Raw genomic sequence first — 19928 nt, forward strand, 5'->3', positions numbered from 1 at the left:
TGGTTTATTGAGGACGGGTTGGGGTGGCAATGCTTCTTTGAAACCCTGTGGGCATTCTCCCTTTTGGTCAGGAGCAGGGGTGAATGGGGGCGGTGGGATGTGGGAGACCCGTTTTATCCCTTCTGATCAGGATAAGTACGTTGGCCGCGGTGAACGCGTGAAAAGTCGTGAATGACCGCTAGAAAAAATCTAGTTATTTCCCCTTGTCCAATATACCCCAAAGGGTAGTTGGAAAGTGATTAATATACTTTTGCCAGTAAATGCATTAAAAATGCCAGTAAACTAACCAGAAATGCCAGTAAATCCACTAAATTCGCCAGTAAAAATGAGATATGAACAGAAAAAGGGGTATCTTTGACTTTTGTTGTCGTCCATTTAAAAATAGTTCACCCTAGATAAACAGATACCCCCACCCATTTCCTTAAATTCTTCCTGCTTCCATGATTTTTGCAGGTAACCGTTTTAAAAATGCCAGTAAAGGGGACAAATCCGCCAGTAACGCATGGAAAATCGCCAGTAAATTTCGTGGCATCCGCAATCCCTCCGACACGACCTACAGCGGAAGATCAAAATTTAATCATCAACGAAAAGGGTGACCCCAAAATCATTTGGACGTCACCCCATGCGATCTCATAAAAAATCTCTTTGAGGATCAAACATTTTCTGAATGTGTTGACGATCGTTAGTAATACCGAGTGCTAACATTAATAGGATTCTAGCCTTGGGACCTTGCATAGGCGCTAATATACAGCCCTCATCAAAAAGTGCCCGGGCACTCACTTTTGTTCCATAGGAAAAGAAAATCTTGCCATTGACACAGCGTGAGCATATCACAACCGTTACACCCTGCCGTAAGGCATTACGAATGCCCTCTGCCACGGAATCATTCACATTGCCAAGACCTGAACCCTCAATAATAATCCCCTTCGCTCCGGATTCAACTGAACATCTAATGAATCTATCATCCATTCCTACAACAAATTTAATCAAATCAACATCAAAGATTGGTTTCTCTGTATATAGATTCAGACGTAGTAATTGGGTTCTACTAAAATGGACATGATCAGGATAAACGTAGCCAAGCGGGCCAAATTCACCTGATTGAAATGAATCAACATTTGTCGTATGTGATTTATAAACATCCCGTGCGGAGTGGATCACACTATTAAGGGCAACCATAACTCCTTTCCCTTTCGCTTCTGAACTGACAGCAATTTGAATAGCTTGGTATATATTGAAATAACTATCCGTAAAGGGATCTGATGTTTTTCTCATTGCTCCGGTGAAAACCACAGGGCGATGATCGCTCACCATTAAATCTGCCATAAAAGCACTTTCTTCCATTGTGCCCGTACCATGTGTAACAACCACACCAGTTAACTCTGGGTCTTCCAACAGGACATCACGGATGTGCCGAGCCAATTGGTAAACTTGTTCAATGGATAGTCTATTACTTACTACCATGCTAAAATTATCCACTTCTACTATAGCAAGCTGATCAACCCCGGGTACACCTTTGATTAAATCCTCCCCCGTAAACTTTGGTAAGGCCAGCTTGCTACCATCTACATCCGAAGTTGAAATGGTTCCACCCACTGCTATTAAACGAATCCTAGGTATCATAATACTCACCTCCAGACTACTCATTTTTACCCGAATTGATGGCCGGACAAAATTGTCCGGCCATCAAGATGATTACCATCCTAGTAAGTCACCTAAATTCTTCACTTTCTCTACATTCTCTTTCAGCATATTTAGATAGTCTTGGCTACCCATGAATTGTACTTGTGCTCCCATATCTTCAATTTTCTTAATCTGCTCTTCATTTTTGATTGCCTTTTCAAACGCTTTCTCGAGGATTTCTAGGCGATGTGCATCGATCCCTTTTGGCCCCCCAATTCCCCTTGAGGAAGCCATCTTGACATCGAATCCACTCTCAGTAAGTGTTGGCACGTCAGGTAGAAGTGAAGAACGTTCATCTGTTGCAATACCAAGTATTTTAATCTGTCCTTCTTTATGCATATTTAAAAGTTCACTTAGATTCCCCATGAAAATGTCTACATGTCCGCCCAATGCTGCTGCATAACTATCGGCAGCACCTTTGAATTGAACCGGGTTGAATTTCGTTCCATAGTTTTTATTAAAATCCAGTGCTACTAAGTGCTCATCAGATCCGATCGCAGTTGCAGTTGTAGTTAATTCCTCTTTCTTTGCATATTCAATCAACCCTTTGATATCGGAAAAACGAGTATCATCTGCACGAATAGCCACAACATCAGGATCGATAACATGGTGAGCGACGATAGAATAACTGTCTAAACTAATATCACGCTTCGCATTTGGATCAACGAAACCGACTGGCAAAGTTGGGGAATGAGTAATACCCAGAGTATATCCATCCGGTTTTGCTTGGGCTATTTCTGTCAATCCAACCCAGCCACCGCCACCTGGTTTATTTACTACATTAATTGTAACCCCCAGTTCCTTTTCAACGTAAGGAGCCAGCGTGCGTGCGCTTACATCTGTTCCACCACCTGCCGACCAGGGAACAATAATATTAATAGGCCTGTTAGGAAAATCATCCTTTGGAGCCTGTTCCGCAGTGCTTGCAGGTTTTTCACTTGAGGCTGGAGCCTGCGTAGATTGCGTAGATCCCCCGGTACTTGAACCACATGCGGAAAGCAACATCAAACAAGACGTTAGGACTATCGATAAACCAAAACTTTTTTTCATCATTAACACCCCTCATTTTTTATTTGATAAGATTTACTCTTTCACGCCACTTTTCTACCGCTTCACGATTTACAATAAATTCCGGAATTTCACCCCTTAGAGCAGATAGGCAATTTCGCGAACATTGCTCGGAAATTCGATGAAGTGATTCAAACGTATAGCCCGCAACATGTGGGGTTATGACGACGTTTTCCATTTCTAACAAAGGGTTATCTTTACTAATCGGCTCCGTTTCAAACACATCCAACCCAGCTCCCGCAATCCGCTTGTCTTGAAGCGCTTCAATTAAAGCCTGTTCATCAACTATAGGACCCCGTGAAGTGTTTATTAGGATGGCACTGTTTTTCATCATGAAGAATTCATTCCGACTGATTATCTTTCGCGTGGATTCCATTAAAGGAAGATGTAAAGTAACCACATCCGACGTTTGAAAAAGGGTATTCCAATCTACCAATTGTGCTCCGAACAAATCAGCTGTTTCTCTCGTTGCAAAGGGATCATAAATTAAAATTTGGACGTCCCATCCCTGCAAACGTTTGGCGAGTTGTTTTCCGATTGCCCCAAATCCTACCATGCCAATGGTTTTTTTATATAATTCATTTCCCATGGTTGAGGAATCTCGCCATTTCCCCTGCTTTAGATGGTTTAAATTACGTGGAATCTTCTTGAGGACTGATAGAATCAGGGAAAAAGCATATTCAGCAACTGTCTTGGTGTGCACTGGGGCATTCGTGACCAATACGCCATGTTCGGATGCTGCTTGAATGTCGATGTTGTCCACACCTATTCCATACTTGCAAATGACCCGCAATCTCGGACTTGACTCAATCACTTTTCGTGTTATCTTTTCACGCGCCATCCCCATAATCGCATCTACGTCTTGACACAACTCTATTAATTGCGATTCAGAAAATCTTTCCGCCGTACGGGATACAGGAGGGCCTAATATTAATTCATACCCTGCATCTTTCAACATTTGATGGGTATCTTCCATGTCATCAATCGGTTCCATAATCAACACTTTTGACTTTTGCTGGGTCATCTCTTTTCTCCTTCCTTCTAGCTTTTTTGAGAAAGTTGAACATCCTGATATAAATTTAACAATTCTTCATTTGTTAACGCCCTTTTCTGACGAATTGCAAGGTCTTTCACTTTCTTTAGAAGGACCTGACCATCCACCGCTGTTTCATCTACCTTCAATTCTTTTAATTTGTGAAGAAGGGAAACAACGCCGCTTCCTTTTCCAACCACAATCTCTCTCGTTTGTCCAACAAGCTCAGGTCTGATCGCCTCGGCAACAAAAGGTTCTTCAATCAATCCAGCCACAACCATCCCTGATTCATGACGGAAGGAGTTTTTGCCAACCACAGGCTTGTGTGCCTGAAGGGATACACCTGTGATCCTCTCTATTCTTCGAGAAATTTCTTGAAGCTTAGAAAGGTCAATATTAGTTTTTACGCCATACAAAACATCCAGGGCCGTCACCACTTCTTCCAATGCTGTATTTCCCGAGCGCTCGCCAATTCCATTCATCGTAACGGAAGCAACCTCAGCTCCTGCGGACATCGCAGCCACTGTATTAGCGGTTCCCAATCCAAAATCATTATGACAATGAACTTCGAGTTCAACATCGTAAATATTTTTAATGTGACGGATTAAATATCGCATTGCTTCAGGGTGTGCAGCACCCACTGTATCCACGACACGCATACGATCCACGGTGCCTTCACTTTTTAACGTCGTTAAAACTTTAGCTAAAAAATCCAAATCCACTCGCGTAGTGTCATAGGGACTCAATATCACATACAGCCCTTTTTCTTTCGCATAGTTTGTTAAAGAAAGACAGGTATCCAAATACCTTTCATCTGGCCACTTTAATTTATGTTTTCGTTGTAAATCCCCAATCGGTAAACTAATTGAAACACCCCAAACCCCTGCCTGGTAAGCTGTATCGATATCTGATTTAATCGCACGGCATAAAGCGGTCACCTTCGAATCCAGTCCTAAAGAAACAATCCGCTTTACCGCTTCCGCATCATCCTCCGAAACCGAAGGCATCCCACTTTCAATTTCGTCTACTCCTAGTTCATTCAGAGCTTTTGCGATTTCTACCTTATCTTCCAAACTGAATGCAAGACCTGCCATTTGCTCCCCATCCCGGAGAATACAGTCGGAAATGATGACAGATGGAGGAAACGATAAGGTATTTTGAACTTCAGGCAAATGATTGATAAAACTGGTAGCTTTTTTAAATCGATCCACGTAGTTCATCCCCTTTATGAAAGTCTAATTACCTGTAAAAACCCCTTTTTTCTAACCATTCCTGGATGGCCCTGGCTATTTGCAGATTATTTCGATCCATCATCATTAAGTGCGAGTTCCCCGTGATTCCTAGTTCCGGGAGGTCAAGGATGTCTACCATCCCTCCTTCGCTTCTTAAAGCTTGAAAATACGCCATAGTCTTCCCCCGAATGTGGGTCCACCTTTCATCTTGACTGATATAATCTCCATAAACAGTTAGTATAGGTGTATTTTTTAGCCGTTCAGAATACTGGGTGTCTCCTCCATTGGCTGGTTCAACTGCAATAATAGCCTTTACCTGATCAGGGAGCGCCTGGGCAACTCGAAATGCAAAGGGACCAGCTTGTGAATGTGCTACTATAATACAGGGGCCAATTTTCTCCACAAGTTTCATATAAGCAGCCAACGTAGCGTCATCACTCTTTGCCCATCTTGGTACGATTTGTCTCGTGAAATCATCAAAATACTCAACAGGGAATTGATTGTTTTGGAGAATCCTCCTCTTGTCCCTGTCCTTGTTGTACGATCCTTTCCCCGCCCCAATCCGAAATCTCTCAAATTGATCCTTTTTCGGAAAGATAATGGGTTCATCCTGAAAAGCCTCAGCATGCAGCGACCAACCAGAGCGCCCTCTCTCAACGGCATCGGAATTATAGACAGCCCAGCCCCTTTTCAAAAAATAGTTCAGCCAGCCTTCTCGTCCATCAGGTGTGGTCTCGTATGTGGCACCGGTAAGAGAGCCCCCATGCCAAAGGAGTAATGGAATCTTACCGCGCAGATCACGAGGAATGAAATACTGCACATACATTTGCTCTACTTGGTAAGTCCCATTCGGATCAAATTGAACGGGCACTCCATTCTTCGTAAGGACGACTTCCTTTACTGGCCTTTCCTTCACCTCTATTTCACGGCCGCCTATATGGAAAGACCCCATATCTTTTAGGGATATCATCGAATCATCCATTTATCCCTTCCCCCTACTCCGGTGGATACTGCTTATACTTCAGCGTTTCATAGTCGTGTCCCGCTAAAACGATGCCGCCAAGCCGCTCCATTTTTTCAAATGACCGTTCATACTCAGCTAGGTCGATATGCAGTCCGTTCGGGATGTGGCGCATGCGCGCGTCGCCGTGCCAATTTTCCATTAAAGGAACACAGTCGCTGGCGATGAGATAGAGATCTTTCCTTGTTTCCACGGCGACTCCCATTAGTCCAGGCGAATGGCCTGGCAGGCTGATTAAGTGAACGCCCTTCAGAAAGTCATAGACGTCACCGGAAACGGTCTGCATCTGTTGCAGCACGTCAATCCAAGGCGGGAGGATTTCTCGGAATCCGATTTCGTATTGCGCTTTCTGCACCTCGTTCGGTGTGATCGCGTATTGCAGCTCCGTCTTTTGCACGATGAAGGTGGCGTTCTTAAACATTTTGCAATTGCTGCAGTGGTCCCAATGGAGATGGCTCAGGATCACGTAATCTACTTCATCGGGGTGAACGCCGATGCTTTTCAGGGCATTTTCGGGGTACATGCTTTCATCCTGAATTAATGGCCCATGATACTGGCGAGCCCGATCAGGTTTACACGGACCGGTGTCGACCACGACTTTTTTCCCGGCGACTTCAATGACGAACATGATGCACGGCACTTCAATCTTGATCCCATGATGCCTGCCATAAACAAATTGCGACTTCTCGATATTTTGCAGGATGCCTACATGCAGCGGCTTTATAATCGGAAAATCACTCATGCTTATCCCTCCTGATCAGTTAATTGGTTCGAATGGAAAAAGGGTCTTGCACTTCGTCGGACATGTCGATCATCACATTTTTCGTGCGGGTGTATGGTAGGATCGCGTGGAATCCTCTTTCCCTTCCATATCCACTCTGCTTCACTCCGCCAAAGGGAGCCTGCGCCGCACTCGTCCGATACGTATTGATCCACACGGTTCCGGCGTCGATCTGTTTAGCCACGCGGTGTGCGCGGGAAAGGTTGGTCGTCCATACCCCTGAGGCCAGTCCATAAACGGAGTCATTTGCCATTGTGATGGCCTCATCTTCCTCGTCAAACGGGATCACACTCAGCACCGGGCCAAAGATTTCTTCCTGTGCGACCTTCATACAATTGGCGACATCGACTAGGACCGTCGGTTGGATAAAGTAACCTGAGGCAAGCGCCGAATCCGTCACTCTTCCCCCGCACAGAATCTTCGCTCCTTCAGCTTCCACACTTTCGATGGCCTGCATGATTCTTTGATACTGCATTTCGTTTGCGACGGGTCCCATTTGCGTTGATTCATCAAGCGGGTTCCCCATCTTGATCGTCTTCGCCCTTTCCGCGATCGCTTCAGCCATCTTTTCATAGATTGGTCGTTGCACCAGCAAGCGTGAGCCGGCAATACAGGTTTGACCGCTCGAGGCGAAAATCCCCGCAATCGCCCCCGCAACCGCCTTGTTAAAATCTGCATCAGCAAAGACGATGTTGGGTGATTTTCCACCTAATTCAAGGGTTAAAGGGACAAAGTTTTGACTAGCATTTTTGCCGATCAAACGACCTGTCTGCGATCCTCCGGTAAAGCTGATCTTATCGATTTGCGTTGACCTGGTCAGGCAGTCACCTACTTTCCCATCACCGGTGACGACGTTAACGACACCTGGTGGGAATCCCGCTTCCTGAACGAGCTTGGCAAATTCGAGCGTCGATGCGGAGGCCTGCTCGGATGGTTTAATGACCACACAATTCCCTGCGGCCAAAGCAGGGCCTAATTTGTTTGCCAACAACTGAATCGGGGAGTTCCAAGCGGTGATCAAAACGACAACCCCCACCGGCTCACACAAGGTATAATCGAAGAAATTTGGATTATCCAAAGGGATCGTTTGTCCATAGAGTTTATCCGCGTAGCTTGCATAAAAACGGTACATCCTTGCCGCAAAAACCATTTGTTTCGAGGTTTCTTTGATGATTTTGCCGTTGTCCGTGGATTCGATCAACGCCATATGCGCCGCATTTTGCTCAAGTAGATCTGCCAATTTATTCATTAGCTTGGCTCTTTGTAAGCCGGGAGTGTTGCGCCACGTCTTCTTAAAAGCCGTGCGTGCCGCGTCAATCGCATCTTCAACGTCTTTCTCACTCGCTTGAGGGATCAACGCCCACGCTTCCCGGTTATATGGGTTGATGGATTCGAAGCTTTCACCGCTACTTCTCCATTCACCGTTGATAAACATTTGATACTTTTCCATTCTTATTTCCCCCCTGTAAAATCAATGTCCGCCCATTTTTCCCAAAGCTTCGCAATCGCTGCATAATCTAGATTCCCGTAGCCTTCCTGCTTAGCAATTTCGTAAACGGTGTGTGTGGATTGAATGTTGAAAAGAGGGACTCCCTGCTGTTGTGCTAGTTCGAGGGCCAAAACGGAGTCTTTCCGCGCATTGTCGAGGCTCATTCCCCCCTCGTAATCTCCGTTCATAATCCGCTCGCCAAAACGATGTGTCAACGGTCGCAATAGTGCCGTTTCCCCGCGCAGCAACTCATACACACCATCCACAGAGATCCCCAGCTTCACGCCGAGTGCCGCCGCTTCAACGATCAAGCCCATCACCGAGTGTGCCACCGCGTTGTTGATGACTTTTGCCGCCATCCCGGCACCGAGCGTCCCCATCACCTTGACTTCCGCTGCAATCGCCAGCAAGAATGGCTCGACGTCACGAGTTACGTTATCCGAATCCCCAATCAGCAGTGCTGCCGTCCGGTTTGCCATATGGGACACCCCTCCTAGGATGGCCGCATCGATCAGGTTAATCTGATAAGGTTTGCACACTTTTTGGAATGCCAACATGTCGTTGGGCAAAACGGTACTCGTTTCGATGATCGTTGATCCTTTGGTCAGATGGGGACAGATGGTTCTTAACACATTTAATGAAATGTCGGCACGAGGCAAGGAGAACAGGATGACTTCGGCCATCGCAGCCAATTCCTCGAGGGAATCTACACAAGTAATCCCCTCGCTTTGGAGCTGTTCCCTTTTTGCCTGGTCCACATCAAAGGCAATGACATGAAACTGCTTTGCAAGTTGTCTGGCAATCGTGCCGCCCATATTCCCAAGTCCGACTAAACCTACTTTGTTGGTCAAGGATGTTCCTCCTCTATGTTTTATGGTTAATTTAAATTATAATAGAGTTCAAATATAAGTGAAAATAAAGGGAATTTATAATTAACTATAAAATTATTTTATAATTAGGAGGGGGAGCACATGGATGATTTGGATTGGACCCTTCTCACCTTGCTCGATCGGGAACGCAGTATTTCGGCGATTGCTCAGGAGCTTTTCATTACACAGCCTGCGTTGACTTATCGGGTGAAGAAAATGGAGAGCTATTTTCAGGCCCGGCTTTTTACCCGCACGAAAAAGGGTTTCCTCCCTACACCCGTGGGGGAGCTTGCGATCGAGTATGCGAAAAGCATGAAGAAGGAATTAAAAAAAGTCCAGGAGGATATCTTTTCCCTGGAAGGGAAAGTCAAGGGGAAAATCTATATCGGATCTTCGAGCGCTGTCGCCCAATACCTGTTGCCTGACTTGCTTTCCAAGTTTAATGATCTATATCCTGATATTGAGCTAAATGTGGTGACTGGGTTTAGTTCGAGTTTGGTTCCTTTGCTGTATGATGGGAAGATCCACGTGGCTTTTTTGCGGGAAGAAATCGAGTGGAATCATTATAAGCAGCTGTTGTCGACGGAGGGAATCTTTTTGGTTTCAAGGTCGCCTATTGAATTGGAAAAGCTTCCATCGTTGTCGCGATTGGACTATACGACGAACCCTTCTTTGCGGGGTCTGCTCGACGGTTGGTGGGCGCAGAATTTTCGCGTTCCTCCGAAGGTAACGATGAATGTAGATACGGCGGATACGTGCAAGGAAATGGTCCGGGCCGGTCTTGGCTACACCTTCTTGACAGAATTATGCTTGCGGTCGGAACAGGAGTTGTGCTGTGTTCCCCTTTTAAATTCGGCGGGCGTCCCTTTGAGCAGGCAAACCTGGCTGTATGGTACGGAGGAAGCAGTGAACTTTATTGCTGTGCGGGAGTTTTTGGCGTTTATTTCGGGGGTGTTGGGGTGAGGGGGCTGTTTCCAGCCCCTATTTTCCTTCTGCCAGAATTTTATCGTACATCTCAGATGCCCACGGATACTTCTGGAAGATTTCGTCATAAAGCGGCTTCATAGCGGCTATCATCTCTTCTTTAAATTCGTCGCTAGGCGTGGTAAATTTGATTCCTTTCGATTCTAGGAATTTCTTATCATCATCATAGCTCTTTTCCATCAACTGAAATTCGTAATCGGCAGCAGTTTTAGATGCTTCTTCTATCAACTTTTGCTGCTCTGGAGTTAGGTTATTATAAAAATTACTATTGATGATATAAATGTTAGGGCTAAACATATGGTTGGATTCCAATACGTCTGTTTGTACCTCATACCAACCGGAAGCTCTTAGTGTCGCGATCGGATTATCCTGTCCATCCACTACTTTTTGTTCCAAAGCGGTGAATACCTCGGAAATCGGCATCGGCGTAACGTTCATTCCAAGCAATTCTCCCAATCGCAGATAGTTTGGAACGTTTGGCATGCGTACGCGCAATCCGCTGAAATCACTCATTTTTTCCGTCGTTTTGTTGCTGGAGAACATACGGAATCCATTCGCACTCCAAGCGAGCGGCTTCACACCTTGAGTACTTTCCAGATCACCAGAAATCTCATCCCCGATCGGACCGTTCAGCACCTTTTTCACGTGTTCATAGTCTTTAAATAAAAAGGGCCATTCTGGAATTGCCATTTTCTCCACATCGGACTGCATGCTCATTCCGGAAATCCCCATCTCGATCGTTCCATTGCGGACCCCGTCGTAAAACTCTTTCTCTGCACCAAGTTTGTTATTGTCGTAGATCTCAACTTTTAAAGCTCCCTTTGACCCTTCTTCAACCATCGGCTTGAACTTTTCACGAAGCGCAATATTCTGCGGATGATCTGTGGCAAAGAAGTTTGCCACCTTGATAACCTTTGCTTTAGCTGGTGCTCCGCTATCCTGCGCTTGTCCAACCGACTCAGTCCCCCCACTGCCACAGGCGGACAAAGCAACAGTAGTTGCTATAGCAACCGTTGACAGTAACGCAAATTTTTTGCTCTTTCTCATTTAGGATTCCCTCCAACGATAATGTTTTTGTTATTGTTTGAACTGTTTCATTATAAAACGAATTCAAAATTGTGATATGTGGTATATAATATATTAGATATAATTTTCTGTCAACAAAAAAGGAGGGTGTGCTCATCCTCCTTTTCTATCTTGATCCCTACGGGTTTGCAGTTCCTTAAATTCCTCTTCCGATAACACTCGCAGCTTATTTAATACCATGATCCATTTCTCTATTCGATTCGATGAGCGAGGATGTAACACAGTTCTCTACCTCCTATTGTCCATAAAAGTTTCCTTAATACAAAATATGTGGGTTGGGTAAAAATGGTGTGTGTGGCTTTGGCCTGTCGGGTCGGTGGTATAGGGCCTATCCTTCGACTGTCCTGTGGGCACTATCCCCTGCGGTAAGGTGAAGGGTTTCATTTGGGGGATGAAGGGGGAGGTCAAGATTGCTGAGGATCTGTGAGCACTATCCCTTTTTGTCAGGGAGGTTGTTGGGTGGGGGCGTGTGTCCCTTCTGATCACGAGGTGCTGGGATCGCTGGATCTAATGGGATCTAATTACACCAATTGTATGGTTCACCTAGACAAACGACAGCTCAGGGGTCTCCCCCTCGGCAATGATCTTCATCAGGTTATGAAGTTCATACCAACCCTGGACAGGCGCAACATTAATCTTCATCGGACTTATGAAGTTCTTACCAACTCTGGACTGTCGCAACATTAATCTTCATCGGACTTATGAAGTTCATATCAACCCTGGTGAGTCGCAACATTGATCTTCATCGAGCTTATGAAGTTCATACCAACCCTGGACTGTCACAACATTGATCTTCACCGGGCTTATGAAGTTCATACCAACCCTGGACAGGCGCAACATTGATCTTCATCGGGCTTATGAAGTTCATACCAACTCTGGACAGGCGCAACATTGATCTTCATCGGGCTTATGAAGTTCATACCAACCCTGGTGAGTCGCAACATTGATCTTCATCGGGCTTATGAAGTTCATACCAACCCTGGACAGGCGCAACATTGATCTTCATCGGGCCGATGAAGATCATAACAACTTTGGACCGTCCTAATATTAATCTTCATAGGGCTTATGATGACCACATTTCCTTTGGCGAATCATCAAAACGGTCTTCATCGAGCTTATGATGACCACATTCCCTCTAGGGAATCATCAAAACGGTCTTCATAGGGCTTATGATGACCACATTTCCTCTGGGGAATCATTAAAACGGTCTTCATCGAGGCTTACCGCTGCCACCTCCCCACAATTCCTGCATTTTTCCGCCAGTCAAAGTATAAGTTATAGCAATCTGACTGAATAATAGGCAAAAAGGAGGGGATCGGGATGGGCCAGCTGGATAATAAAAGTCTCATACACCGTATCGATGTCGCTGCGGGAAGGACTTCTGCGGATTTGATCATCACAAATGGAAAGATCATCGATGTTTTTAATGGAGACATCCTGGAGGGGGATGTGGTGATTGCGGATGGCACCATTGTGGCGATTGGGCCGTATGGGCCGCCTGCCCACGACCAACAGGTGACCGTGTGGAAGCAGCCAAAGGTAATCAACGCTGAAGGCCGTTACATCTGTCCCGCTTTTATCGATGGGCATGTCCACATCGAATCCGCACTAGTCACGCCACAGGAGTTTGCGAAGGCGCTTCTTCCCCACGGGGTGACCACGATTGTTACGGATCCGCATGAGATTGCAAACGTGGCGGGGACCGAAGGGATTCAATTCATGCTCGATTCCACGCAAGATCTCCCTTTTGACGCCTACTTCATGCTGCCATCGTGTGTGCCAGCTACTCCTTTTGAACATGCGGGGGCGATTCTTAAGGCGGAACAACTCAAACCGTTGCTTGCACATCCACGTGTTTTGGGGTTGGCAGAGGTGATGGACTTCCCTTCGGTCCAGGCAGCGGAGGAATCGATGATCGACAAACTTGTCGCGGCCCACCAACACCGAATCGATGGCCACGCCGCGGGCATTAACTCCAACGGGATCAACATTTACATGACCGCGGGGATCCGCACAGATCATGAGTGTGTCACGGCGGAAGAGGTTCGAGTGCGTTTGCAAAGGGGCATGTATGTGATGATCCGGGAAGGGTCCGTGGCGAAAAATGCCAAGGCACTCTTTCCAGCAGTCACCGAGCGGAATTCGCGGCGCTGTCTGTTTGTGACGGATGATAAGCATTTGGATGATTTGATGAAGGAGGGGAGCATCGACCACATTATTCGCCTGGCGATCAAGGAGGGGCTCTCCCCGCTCACGGCGATTCAAATGGGCACATTAAATCCGGCGGAATGTTTCAATCTCAACCACAAAGGAGCGATTGCACCCGGGTATGATGCAGATTTTCTTTTACTAGACGACCTAGAAAATATCACAATCCATCAAGTCTATAAAAATGGGAGTCTGATCGCAGAACAGGGAGAATCGGTAGAGACCCCCTTTTCTACTCCTCCGACCATCCCTGCCAACATCAAAAACAGTGTTCACCTGCCCCCACTGGACACAACCCATCTGCGGATCCCCCTCAAAGGGAATCGGGCGCATGTGATCGAGATCATCCCCAATAACCTGGTAACGAACCACCTGATTGAGGAGGTCGAGCGAGATAACAACGGCACATTCACCCCTTCCAACGACAAAATAAAAATCGCGGTCATTGAGCGGCATCGGGCTTCCGGGCACATTGGGCTTGGCATCGTAAAGGGGTTGGGGCTGAAAAAAGGGGCAATCGCCTCGACTGTCGCACATGATTCCCATAACCTGATCGTTGCCGGCACCAATGATGAAGACATGATCCTTGCGGCTAAGGAGCTCGAGAAAATTCAAGGAGGGCTGCTCATCGCCTGCGATGGTGAGGTCGTAGCCAGCCTGCCGTTGCCGATCGCGGGGCTGCTTTCTGATCAGATGGGAGACGTCGTCCTGAGGGAACTGGCGAAATTAAAGGAGGGTCTCAGCCAGGTTGGATTCAGCCAGCCTTTTAACCCCTTTTTGACGCTGTCCTTCCTCGCCCTGCCGGTAATTCCCGAGCTAAAAATTACGGACAGCGGGCTGTTTGATGTGGTCAACTTTCACCACATTGAGGTCGAAGCTTCTCCGACAGAATGAGCATCGCAATCGTGTAGGCGACGATCACATAGGGAAACACGGAAAAAGTGGTTTTTGCCGCGAACCAGCCGAACAGTGGAGGCAAAAAAGCGCCGCCGATATTGGCGACGGCCATTTGGTAACCGATGATCCTTTGTGAGTGCTCTGTTCCAAAACGCTCTGGCGTGATGTGCAGCATACAGGGGTAAATCGGCGCACAGCCGAAGCCAACCAAGACCAATCCGATCAGCAGAAAAAGGGGCGGCAAGGGAACGATTAAGAGCACAGCCCCAACCAAGATGAGCCCTTGCCCGACGCGAATCAACGTCCGATTTTCGAAGCAAAAGGTGACAAAACCGGTGATCAACCGACCGAAGGTGACGCCGACATAAAACAAGGAAACCCAAAGAACTGCTGTGGCGACGGGCAGTTCTTTGGCGTTCACGAGAAAGCTGCTGCCCCACAAACTAATCGTTGCCTCCACCCCGATATAAAAGAAGAAAGCAAAGAGCGAGAGCTTCACTCCTTTGATCTGCGTCACTTTCCCCCGCACCGGGACCGTGCTAGCAGCCGCCATATCCCCCTTTTTCCATAGGGACAAGGAGAAAAGGAGCAGCAACACGATTGCAAACTGAATCACGCTTACGGTGAGATATCCTTTTCGCCAAGATTCCCCGCCGGCAATAAAGTGAGACATCAACAACGGTCCAAGAATCGCACCGATCCCCCAAAAGCAGTGCAGCCAACTCATGTGATGTGCTTTGTAATGTGTCGCCACATAGTGGTTGAGCCCCGCATCGACGGAGCCCGCGCCAAGACCTAGCGGCACCGCTAACAAAGCCAGCCATAGGACCGATGGGGATAAGGAGAACCCCAACAGGGCGACCGCCGTCATCATCACACTGACCCAAGTCACCCGACCGACTCCCCACTTTTGCAGGACAACTCCACTGTAAAAGCTAGAAACAATCGTCCCGCCGACGATGATCATCGAGAGGACTCCCGCCATTTCAATTGGCGCGACATATTCCTTGTGCATCACAGGCCACGCTGCACCAAGCATCGCATCGGGGAGTCCGAGACCGATAAAAGCTAGGTAGATGATGACTAATAGCATCAAATAGAAAACCACCTTCGATTAATCATGAAGAAGTTTTTGGATATAGGTATACGCCCCTTGGGCTGCTTCCTCCGCGCTCGGCAAAGACAAGCACTCCATAGCAATATATCCCTGGTAGTCCGCTTTCTTCAAGGCATCCAACACCTTTTTGAAATCAAAGAACCCCTTCCCTGGGTACATTCTATTATTATCCGCAAAATGGACATGACCCAATACATCCCGGGCACGCAAGATCGGGCCTTTGATTTCACTTTCTTCAATATTAATATGGAAGGTATCGATATGAAGCTTTAATAATTTACTGTCAAATTGACGGATGAAAGCGGCAGTGCTTTCGATCGATTGCAGGGCATCGCTTTCGAATCGATTGATAGCCTCCAATACGAGAGTCACTTGGTGCTTTCCCGCGAAGTCGAGGCAACGATTCAAACTTTCGATGAGGCGGTTTTCATAGGCTTGATAGTTTTCACTTTCCTTGACAAGTCCTTTGATCAGACCGATGATCACGACAGCTTCCGACTCCTTGGCGAAACGAATATGGGAACAAACTCTTTCGATCGCAAGCTCCCTCATTCGCTCATCCGGACTGGTTAAGCTAAGCTGGTCCATTGCGTATCCGAGCCCTGTTCCCAAAGAAGAAATTCGGATATTCTTTTTCTGGCAGAAAGCAAGAATGGCTCTCTGGTCCACTTCCTCTGGATCTCGCGGATGCAATTCTACGGCATCGTAACCGATTTGTGCGGCTGTCTCGATTGCTTCTAGATAACTTCCTCTTAATACAAAGGGTGCCATGGCTGGTGCCGTTTCTGCTGCAGTTATACTTAATTTCATTTGTATCCCTCCATTTCATCGTGAAACTAGAATAGCTAGCGATTCGCTAGCTACTCCAACAAGACTTCTATTATTTTGCTGCTTCAATTTCCTTCAATAATTCTTCACCATTTGGAATTTCCTTTAGGATCGATTCACGAGCAGGCATAGCCGCCTTCTTAAAGGCTTCTACATCAGATTCTACGATTTCTACCCCAGCTTTTTTCATTTCTTCATAGTATTTATCGTAATAAGTTTTATTGTACTCTACACCAAAGGCAAGGGCTTCATCTACTGCTTCTTGCAAAGCTTTTTGTTGGTCTGGTGTCATTTGATCCCATTTTGACTTGGAAATAGCCGTTACGATAGGAACGTAATGTAATTTGGTTTTATTATAGTATTTTGCTACTTCTAAAAACTTGTCCATCACGAATTGGTCAGGTGAAGTATCACCACCGTCCACTGTCCCCTGTTGAACAGCTAAATACACTTCTCCATATGCCATCGGTGTTGGTTGTGCTCCTAATGTTTCATACGTTTTCACATAGCCCGGTGCTTGCATAACGCGGGTTTTTAATCCTTTTACATCCTCAGGTGTTTCAACCTTTTTACTAGCAAAGATATTACGCTCGTTGGCCCAACCCCAACCTAAACCAACCAGCCCTTGATCGGACAGCATGTCCAAGAATTTATCTCCGACTTCACTTTGAAACACTTTGTTTGCTTGTTCAGCACTATCAAACAAATAAGGCAAATCGAAAATGGAGTACTCTGGATACGTATTCTCTAATGCCGCTGTTGAAACGATTAACATCCCTTGCGCACCAGTACGAACAGATTGGATTTGCTTCACTTCTCCGCCTAACTGTGATTGTGGGAATGTGGATATTTTAATGGTTCCACCTGATTTTTCCTCGGCAAGTTGCGCCATCTTTTCCGCGATAATTTGCCGTTCACTATCTGCAGTAAGCGTGTGACCAAGGTTTAGTTCAATCACTTCTGCTGGTTTTGATTCGCTTTTTTGATCAGCAGGAGCAGATGCATTTGCTGGCGCTGCGCTTTCTTTTCCCCCGCTGGAGGACTCCCCTCCACCACATCCGACAAGCAAGCCTGATGTAGCTACAAGTGTGACTAAAACAGATGACATGAATTTCCTCATATTTACCCCTCCGCTTTTTTATATTTATAAATTACACTCTTTGGGGGTGTGAAACCCTTGAAGTATAACCAATAAAGCCAGTCTTTTTTAAATCGTTAGAGAAAGTTAATCGATTAAATTTTTTAATGGAAAACAGGCGAAACCTTTAGTCTATTAAAAGAGTCATGTTTTAATAATTTGAATTTTATCATATACGGTATTATTTGGTCTAGTGTTAATATTCCTTCCCAACGAAAAAAGAAAAAACCCAAAATCACAAGAAATGAATTTGGGTTTCTCTTTATTTATCCATCAATCCCCTGTAAAACTCGGGTGCTAATGTCGCTCAACTGCTGTTGTTCATCAGCCGTCAGTTCAACTTCAACGGCTTTGACATTTTGCGTGAGATGTTTGATGTTTTGGGTGCCGACGATCGCAGACGTCATCGCTCGCTGATGTAGTAGCCAACTGATCGCGATTTCGCCAAGGGTGACGTTTTTCGCTTCGGCCAGCCCAGTTAAGGCTTCAATCAATGGTTTCTCCTGTTCCAAATGCTCAGGAAGGAACAATCTTCTTTGCCTTCGGAAATCGGTGTCTTTGATCTGGGCTTTTCCATTGTGGTAAACGCCTGTAAGGATCCCTTTGCCTAGGGAGCTGTAACTCATGATTCCGATCGAGTGTTCCTCGCAGAAGGGAACGATCTCCTTTTCAATGCCGCGGTGAAGCAGGCTGTATTCCGGTTGGATGACGTCTATTTGCGCATACTTCACGGCTTCTCGTAATTGATCAATGGAAAAGTTAGAAACACCGATCGCCCGGATGAGCCCTTCCTCTTTTAGTTTGTTGAATTCAGAAAGGGTTTGTTCCAACTGAATCTCCTTGTTAGGCCAGTGAATATAGTAAATATCCAAATAATCCGTACCTAAACGTTTCAAACTTTTCTCCGCGGATGCTCGTACATCCTCTGGTTTCAAATGCTCCGGTGAAACCTTGGTGCTGATGATGCAGTCCTTTCGCTTCCCATCCAGTGCGGTGCGTACGACTTCCTCGGAATGCCCCTTGCCATACCCTTCTGCCGTGTCAAAGGTGTGAATCCCAAGTTCAAACGCTTTTTGAATCGCTTCGATATTAACTTCATCGCTTTGCTTTTCCCATTGTCCGCCGCCCAATTCCCAGCATCCAAAGGTGATTTCAGATATTTCAATATTGGTCTTGCCTAGTTTCCGGTATCGCATGGGCCAATTCCTCCTGTTCATTTTAAATGTTGCCAATATTTAGCATATCATTAAATGAGCAGGGGTGACAGTGTAATTTTTTGCTTTAGTTCGGAAAAGGGGTCAGACCCCATCACCGGGCTAAAGCATCTAATCCCGGCTGAAGAGATCCCGCGTGTACACTTTTTCCGCTACATCCTGGATCTCCTCGGATATCCGGTTGGCGACGATCACATCGCTGATTTTCTTAAACTCTTCAAAATCCCGGATCACCCGCGAGCGGAAGAATTCATCCTCGGCAAGGGCTGGTTCATAGACCACAACCTCGATCCCTTTGGCCTTAATCCTTTTCATCACCCCTTGGATCGCGGATTGGCGGAAATTATCCGAATCCATCTTCATCGTTAGACGGTAGATACCCACGACTTTCGGCTCTTTGGCGATAATCATATTGGCAATGTGGTCTTTTCTTGTCCGGTTAGCATCGACGATCGCGCCCATAATATTGTTCGGCACATCTTCGTAGTTCGCGAGCAGCTGCTTGGTGTCTTTTGGCAGACAATACCCGCCATAACCAAAGGACGGATTATTGTAGTGATTTCCAATCCGTGGATCGAGTCCGACACCATCGATAATTTGCTTCGTATTAAGCCCCCGCACCTCAGAATAGGAATCGAGTTCGTTGAAGAAAGCGACACGCATCGCCAGATACGTATTGGCAAAAAGCTTGATCGCCTCAGCCTCGGTGGAGTTTGTGAATAGAACAGGGATATCCTCTTTTAGGGCACCTTCCACGAGCAGGTTTGCAAAAGTTTTCGCCCGCTCCGACTGCTCGCCCACGATGATCCTTGATGGGTAAAGGTTATCGTGGAGGGCTTTGCCCTCTCTTAGGAATTCCGGTGAAAAAATAATATTTTGTGTTTCAAATTTCTCCCGTACTTTCTCCGTGTACCCCACTGGTACGGTCGATTTGATGACCATCACCGCATCCGGGTTAATTGACAACACATTGGCGATCACGGCTTCAACGCTTCGCGTGTTGAAGTAGTTTTTTTCTGGATCATAATTGGTCGGGGTGGAGATGATCACGAATTCGGCGTCTTTGAATGCTTTGTAATTGTCGGTTGTAGCGGTTAAATGGAGTTCTTTAGTGGCTAGGAACTCCTCGATTTCCGGATCGATAATTGGCGATTTCCGTTGGTTGATCAAGTCTACTTTTTCTTGCAATATATCAAGCGCGGTGACTTCATGGTTTTGCGCTAGCAACACGGCATTGGAAAGGCCCACATAGCCTGTTCCGGCAATGGTGATTTTCATGC

General features: G+C 46.3%; 18 protein-coding genes. 3 read left to right on the forward strand and 15 right to left on the reverse strand.

Annotated features, from left to right (window positions below; translation table 11 throughout):
- Positions 1–37 precede the first annotated feature (37 nt).
- The gene (locus J2Z37_RS10580) at positions 38–175 is read left to right on the forward strand and encodes a hypothetical protein (protein WP_209810228.1); all 138 of its coding nucleotides are present in this window, start codon (positions 38–40) and stop codon (positions 173–175) included.
- Positions 176–630: 455 nt separating this feature from the next.
- On the opposite strand, the gene J2Z37_RS10585 is transcribed toward J2Z37_RS10580, so the two are convergent.
- From J2Z37_RS10585 to J2Z37_RS10620, 8 genes are all read right to left on the reverse strand, one after another.
- Positions 631–1623 carry an asparaginase gene (locus J2Z37_RS10585; protein WP_209810229.1) on the reverse strand — a complete coding sequence of 331 codons (993 nt, stop codon included), beginning with the start codon at positions 1621–1623 and terminating at the stop codon, positions 631–633.
- A 72-nt stretch (positions 1624–1695) separates the two neighbouring features.
- Positions 1696–2733 (reverse strand): tripartite tricarboxylate transporter substrate binding protein, encoded by a 1038-nt coding sequence (locus tag J2Z37_RS10590; protein WP_209810230.1) that lies wholly within the window; start codon positions 2731–2733, stop codon positions 1696–1698.
- 19 nt (positions 2734–2752) lie between these two features.
- Positions 2753–3775 (reverse strand): hydroxyacid dehydrogenase, encoded by a 1023-nt coding sequence (locus tag J2Z37_RS10595; protein WP_209810231.1) that lies wholly within the window; start codon positions 3773–3775, stop codon positions 2753–2755.
- Between the two features lie 17 nt (positions 3776–3792).
- Complete coding sequence (locus tag J2Z37_RS10600; protein WP_209810232.1) at positions 3793–4995, reverse strand: homocitrate synthase/isopropylmalate synthase family protein; 1203 nt, start codon at positions 4993–4995, stop codon at positions 3793–3795.
- 28 nt (positions 4996–5023) lie between these two features.
- A complete protein-coding gene (locus tag J2Z37_RS10605) occupies positions 5024–5998 on the reverse strand; it encodes an alpha/beta hydrolase (RefSeq protein WP_209810233.1) in 975 nt (324 codons plus the stop codon).
- A 13-nt stretch (positions 5999–6011) separates the two neighbouring features.
- On the reverse strand, positions 6012–6779 hold the full coding sequence (locus J2Z37_RS10610) for an N-acyl homoserine lactonase family protein (protein ID WP_209810234.1): 768 nt from the start codon (positions 6777–6779) through the stop codon (positions 6012–6014).
- A 19-nt stretch (positions 6780–6798) separates the two neighbouring features.
- Entirely contained in the window at positions 6799–8268 is a 1470-nt protein-coding gene (locus J2Z37_RS10615) for an aldehyde dehydrogenase (protein WP_209810235.1), read from the reverse strand.
- Between the two features lie 2 nt (positions 8269–8270).
- Complete coding sequence (locus tag J2Z37_RS10620; RefSeq protein WP_209810236.1) at positions 8271–9158, reverse strand: NAD(P)-dependent oxidoreductase; 888 nt, start codon at positions 9156–9158, stop codon at positions 8271–8273.
- Between the two features lie 120 nt (positions 9159–9278).
- Between J2Z37_RS10620 and J2Z37_RS10625 the strand changes: the two genes are divergently transcribed.
- Positions 9279–10139: a LysR family transcriptional regulator gene (locus J2Z37_RS10625; RefSeq protein ID WP_209810237.1), complete on the forward strand. Its 861-nt coding sequence runs from the start codon at positions 9279–9281 to the stop codon at positions 10137–10139.
- 18 nt (positions 10140–10157) lie between these two features.
- Here the strand turns inward: J2Z37_RS10625 and J2Z37_RS10630 are convergent, their stop codons facing one another.
- Both J2Z37_RS10630 and J2Z37_RS25830 read right to left on the reverse strand, forming a co-directional pair.
- Positions 10158–11207 (reverse strand): TRAP transporter substrate-binding protein, encoded by a 1050-nt coding sequence (locus tag J2Z37_RS10630; RefSeq protein ID WP_209810238.1) that lies wholly within the window; start codon positions 11205–11207, stop codon positions 10158–10160.
- A gap of 132 nt (positions 11208–11339) precedes the next feature.
- Positions 11340–11468, reverse strand: coding sequence for a hypothetical protein (locus tag J2Z37_RS25830; RefSeq protein ID WP_280922197.1), 129 nt, complete (start codon positions 11466–11468; stop codon positions 11340–11342).
- A 1098-nt stretch (positions 11469–12566) separates the two neighbouring features.
- Here J2Z37_RS25830 and ade point away from each other — a divergent pair.
- Positions 12567–14348: an adenine deaminase gene (gene ade, locus J2Z37_RS10635; RefSeq protein ID WP_209810239.1), complete on the forward strand. Its 1782-nt coding sequence runs from the start codon at positions 12567–12569 to the stop codon at positions 14346–14348.
- Here ade and J2Z37_RS10640 read toward each other — a convergent pair.
- The 5 genes from J2Z37_RS10640 to J2Z37_RS10660 all read right to left on the reverse strand — a co-directional run bounded on the left by J2Z37_RS10640 (position 14305) and on the right by J2Z37_RS10660 (position 19926).
- Complete coding sequence (locus J2Z37_RS10640) at positions 14305–15444, reverse strand: MFS transporter (RefSeq protein ID WP_209810339.1); 1140 nt, start codon at positions 15442–15444, stop codon at positions 14305–14307. The two genes, ade and J2Z37_RS10640, sit on opposite strands and share 44 nt — an antisense overlap.
- A 21-nt stretch (positions 15445–15465) precedes the next feature.
- Positions 15466–16278 (reverse strand): sugar phosphate isomerase/epimerase family protein, encoded by an 813-nt coding sequence (locus J2Z37_RS10645; protein WP_209810240.1) that lies wholly within the window; start codon positions 16276–16278, stop codon positions 15466–15468.
- A 70-nt stretch (positions 16279–16348) separates the two neighbouring features.
- A complete protein-coding gene (locus J2Z37_RS10650) occupies positions 16349–17416 on the reverse strand; it encodes a TRAP transporter substrate-binding protein (protein ID WP_209810241.1) in 1068 nt (355 codons plus the stop codon).
- A 284-nt stretch (positions 17417–17700) separates the two neighbouring features.
- On the reverse strand, positions 17701–18630 hold the full coding sequence (locus tag J2Z37_RS10655) for an aldo/keto reductase (protein WP_209810242.1): 930 nt from the start codon (positions 18628–18630) through the stop codon (positions 17701–17703).
- Positions 18631–18759: 129 nt separating this feature from the next.
- Positions 18760–19926 carry a nucleotide sugar dehydrogenase gene (locus J2Z37_RS10660; RefSeq protein ID WP_209810243.1) on the reverse strand — a complete coding sequence of 389 codons (1167 nt, stop codon included), beginning with the start codon at positions 19924–19926 and terminating at the stop codon, positions 18760–18762.
- Between the last annotated feature and the right edge of the window lie 2 nt (positions 19927–19928).

It is taken from the genome of Ammoniphilus resinae (genome assembly GCF_017873965.1).
GTDB lineage: Bacteria > Bacillota > Bacilli > Aneurinibacillales > RAOX-1 > Ammoniphilus_A > Ammoniphilus_A resinae.

Excerpts from the sequence above, each read along its gene's own strand:
- J2Z37_RS10585 (WP_209810229.1), bottom strand. The coding sequence starts at position 1,623 with ATGATACCTAGGATTCGTTTAATAGCAGTGGGTGGAACCATTTCAACT.
- J2Z37_RS10590 (WP_209810230.1), bottom strand. The coding sequence starts at position 2,733 with ATGAAAAAAAGTTTTGGTTTATCGATAGTCCTAACGTCTTGTTTGATG.
- J2Z37_RS10595 (WP_209810231.1), bottom strand. The coding sequence starts at position 3,775 with ATGACCCAGCAAAAGTCAAAAGTGTTGATTATGGAACCGATTGATGAC.
- J2Z37_RS10605 (WP_209810233.1), bottom strand. The coding sequence starts at position 5,998 with ATGGATGATTCGATGATATCCCTAAAAGATATGGGGTCTTTCCATATA.
- J2Z37_RS10610 (WP_209810234.1), bottom strand. The coding sequence starts at position 6,779 with ATGAGTGATTTTCCGATTATAAAGCCGCTGCATGTAGGCATCCTGCAA.
- J2Z37_RS10615 (WP_209810235.1), bottom strand. The coding sequence starts at position 8,268 with ATGGAAAAGTATCAAATGTTTATCAACGGTGAATGGAGAAGTAGCGGT.
- J2Z37_RS10625 (WP_209810237.1), top strand. The coding sequence starts at position 9,279 with ATGGATGATTTGGATTGGACCCTTCTCACCTTGCTCGATCGGGAACGC.
- J2Z37_RS10630 (WP_209810238.1), bottom strand. The coding sequence starts at position 11,207 with ATGAGAAAGAGCAAAAAATTTGCGTTACTGTCAACGGTTGCTATAGCA.
- ade (WP_209810239.1), top strand. The coding sequence starts at position 12,567 with ATGGGCCAGCTGGATAATAAAAGTCTCATACACCGTATCGATGTCGCT.
- J2Z37_RS10640 (WP_209810339.1), bottom strand. The coding sequence starts at position 15,444 with ATGCTATTAGTCATCATCTACCTAGCTTTTATCGGTCTCGGACTCCCC.
- J2Z37_RS10645 (WP_209810240.1), bottom strand. The coding sequence starts at position 16,278 with ATGAAATTAAGTATAACTGCAGCAGAAACGGCACCAGCCATGGCACCC.
- J2Z37_RS10650 (WP_209810241.1), bottom strand. The coding sequence starts at position 17,416 with ATGAGGAAATTCATGTCATCTGTTTTAGTCACACTTGTAGCTACATCA.
- J2Z37_RS10655 (WP_209810242.1), bottom strand. The coding sequence starts at position 18,630 with ATGCGATACCGGAAACTAGGCAAGACCAATATTGAAATATCTGAAATC.
- J2Z37_RS10660 (WP_209810243.1), bottom strand. The coding sequence starts at position 19,926 with ATGAAAATCACCATTGCCGGAACAGGCTATGTGGGCCTTTCCAATGCC.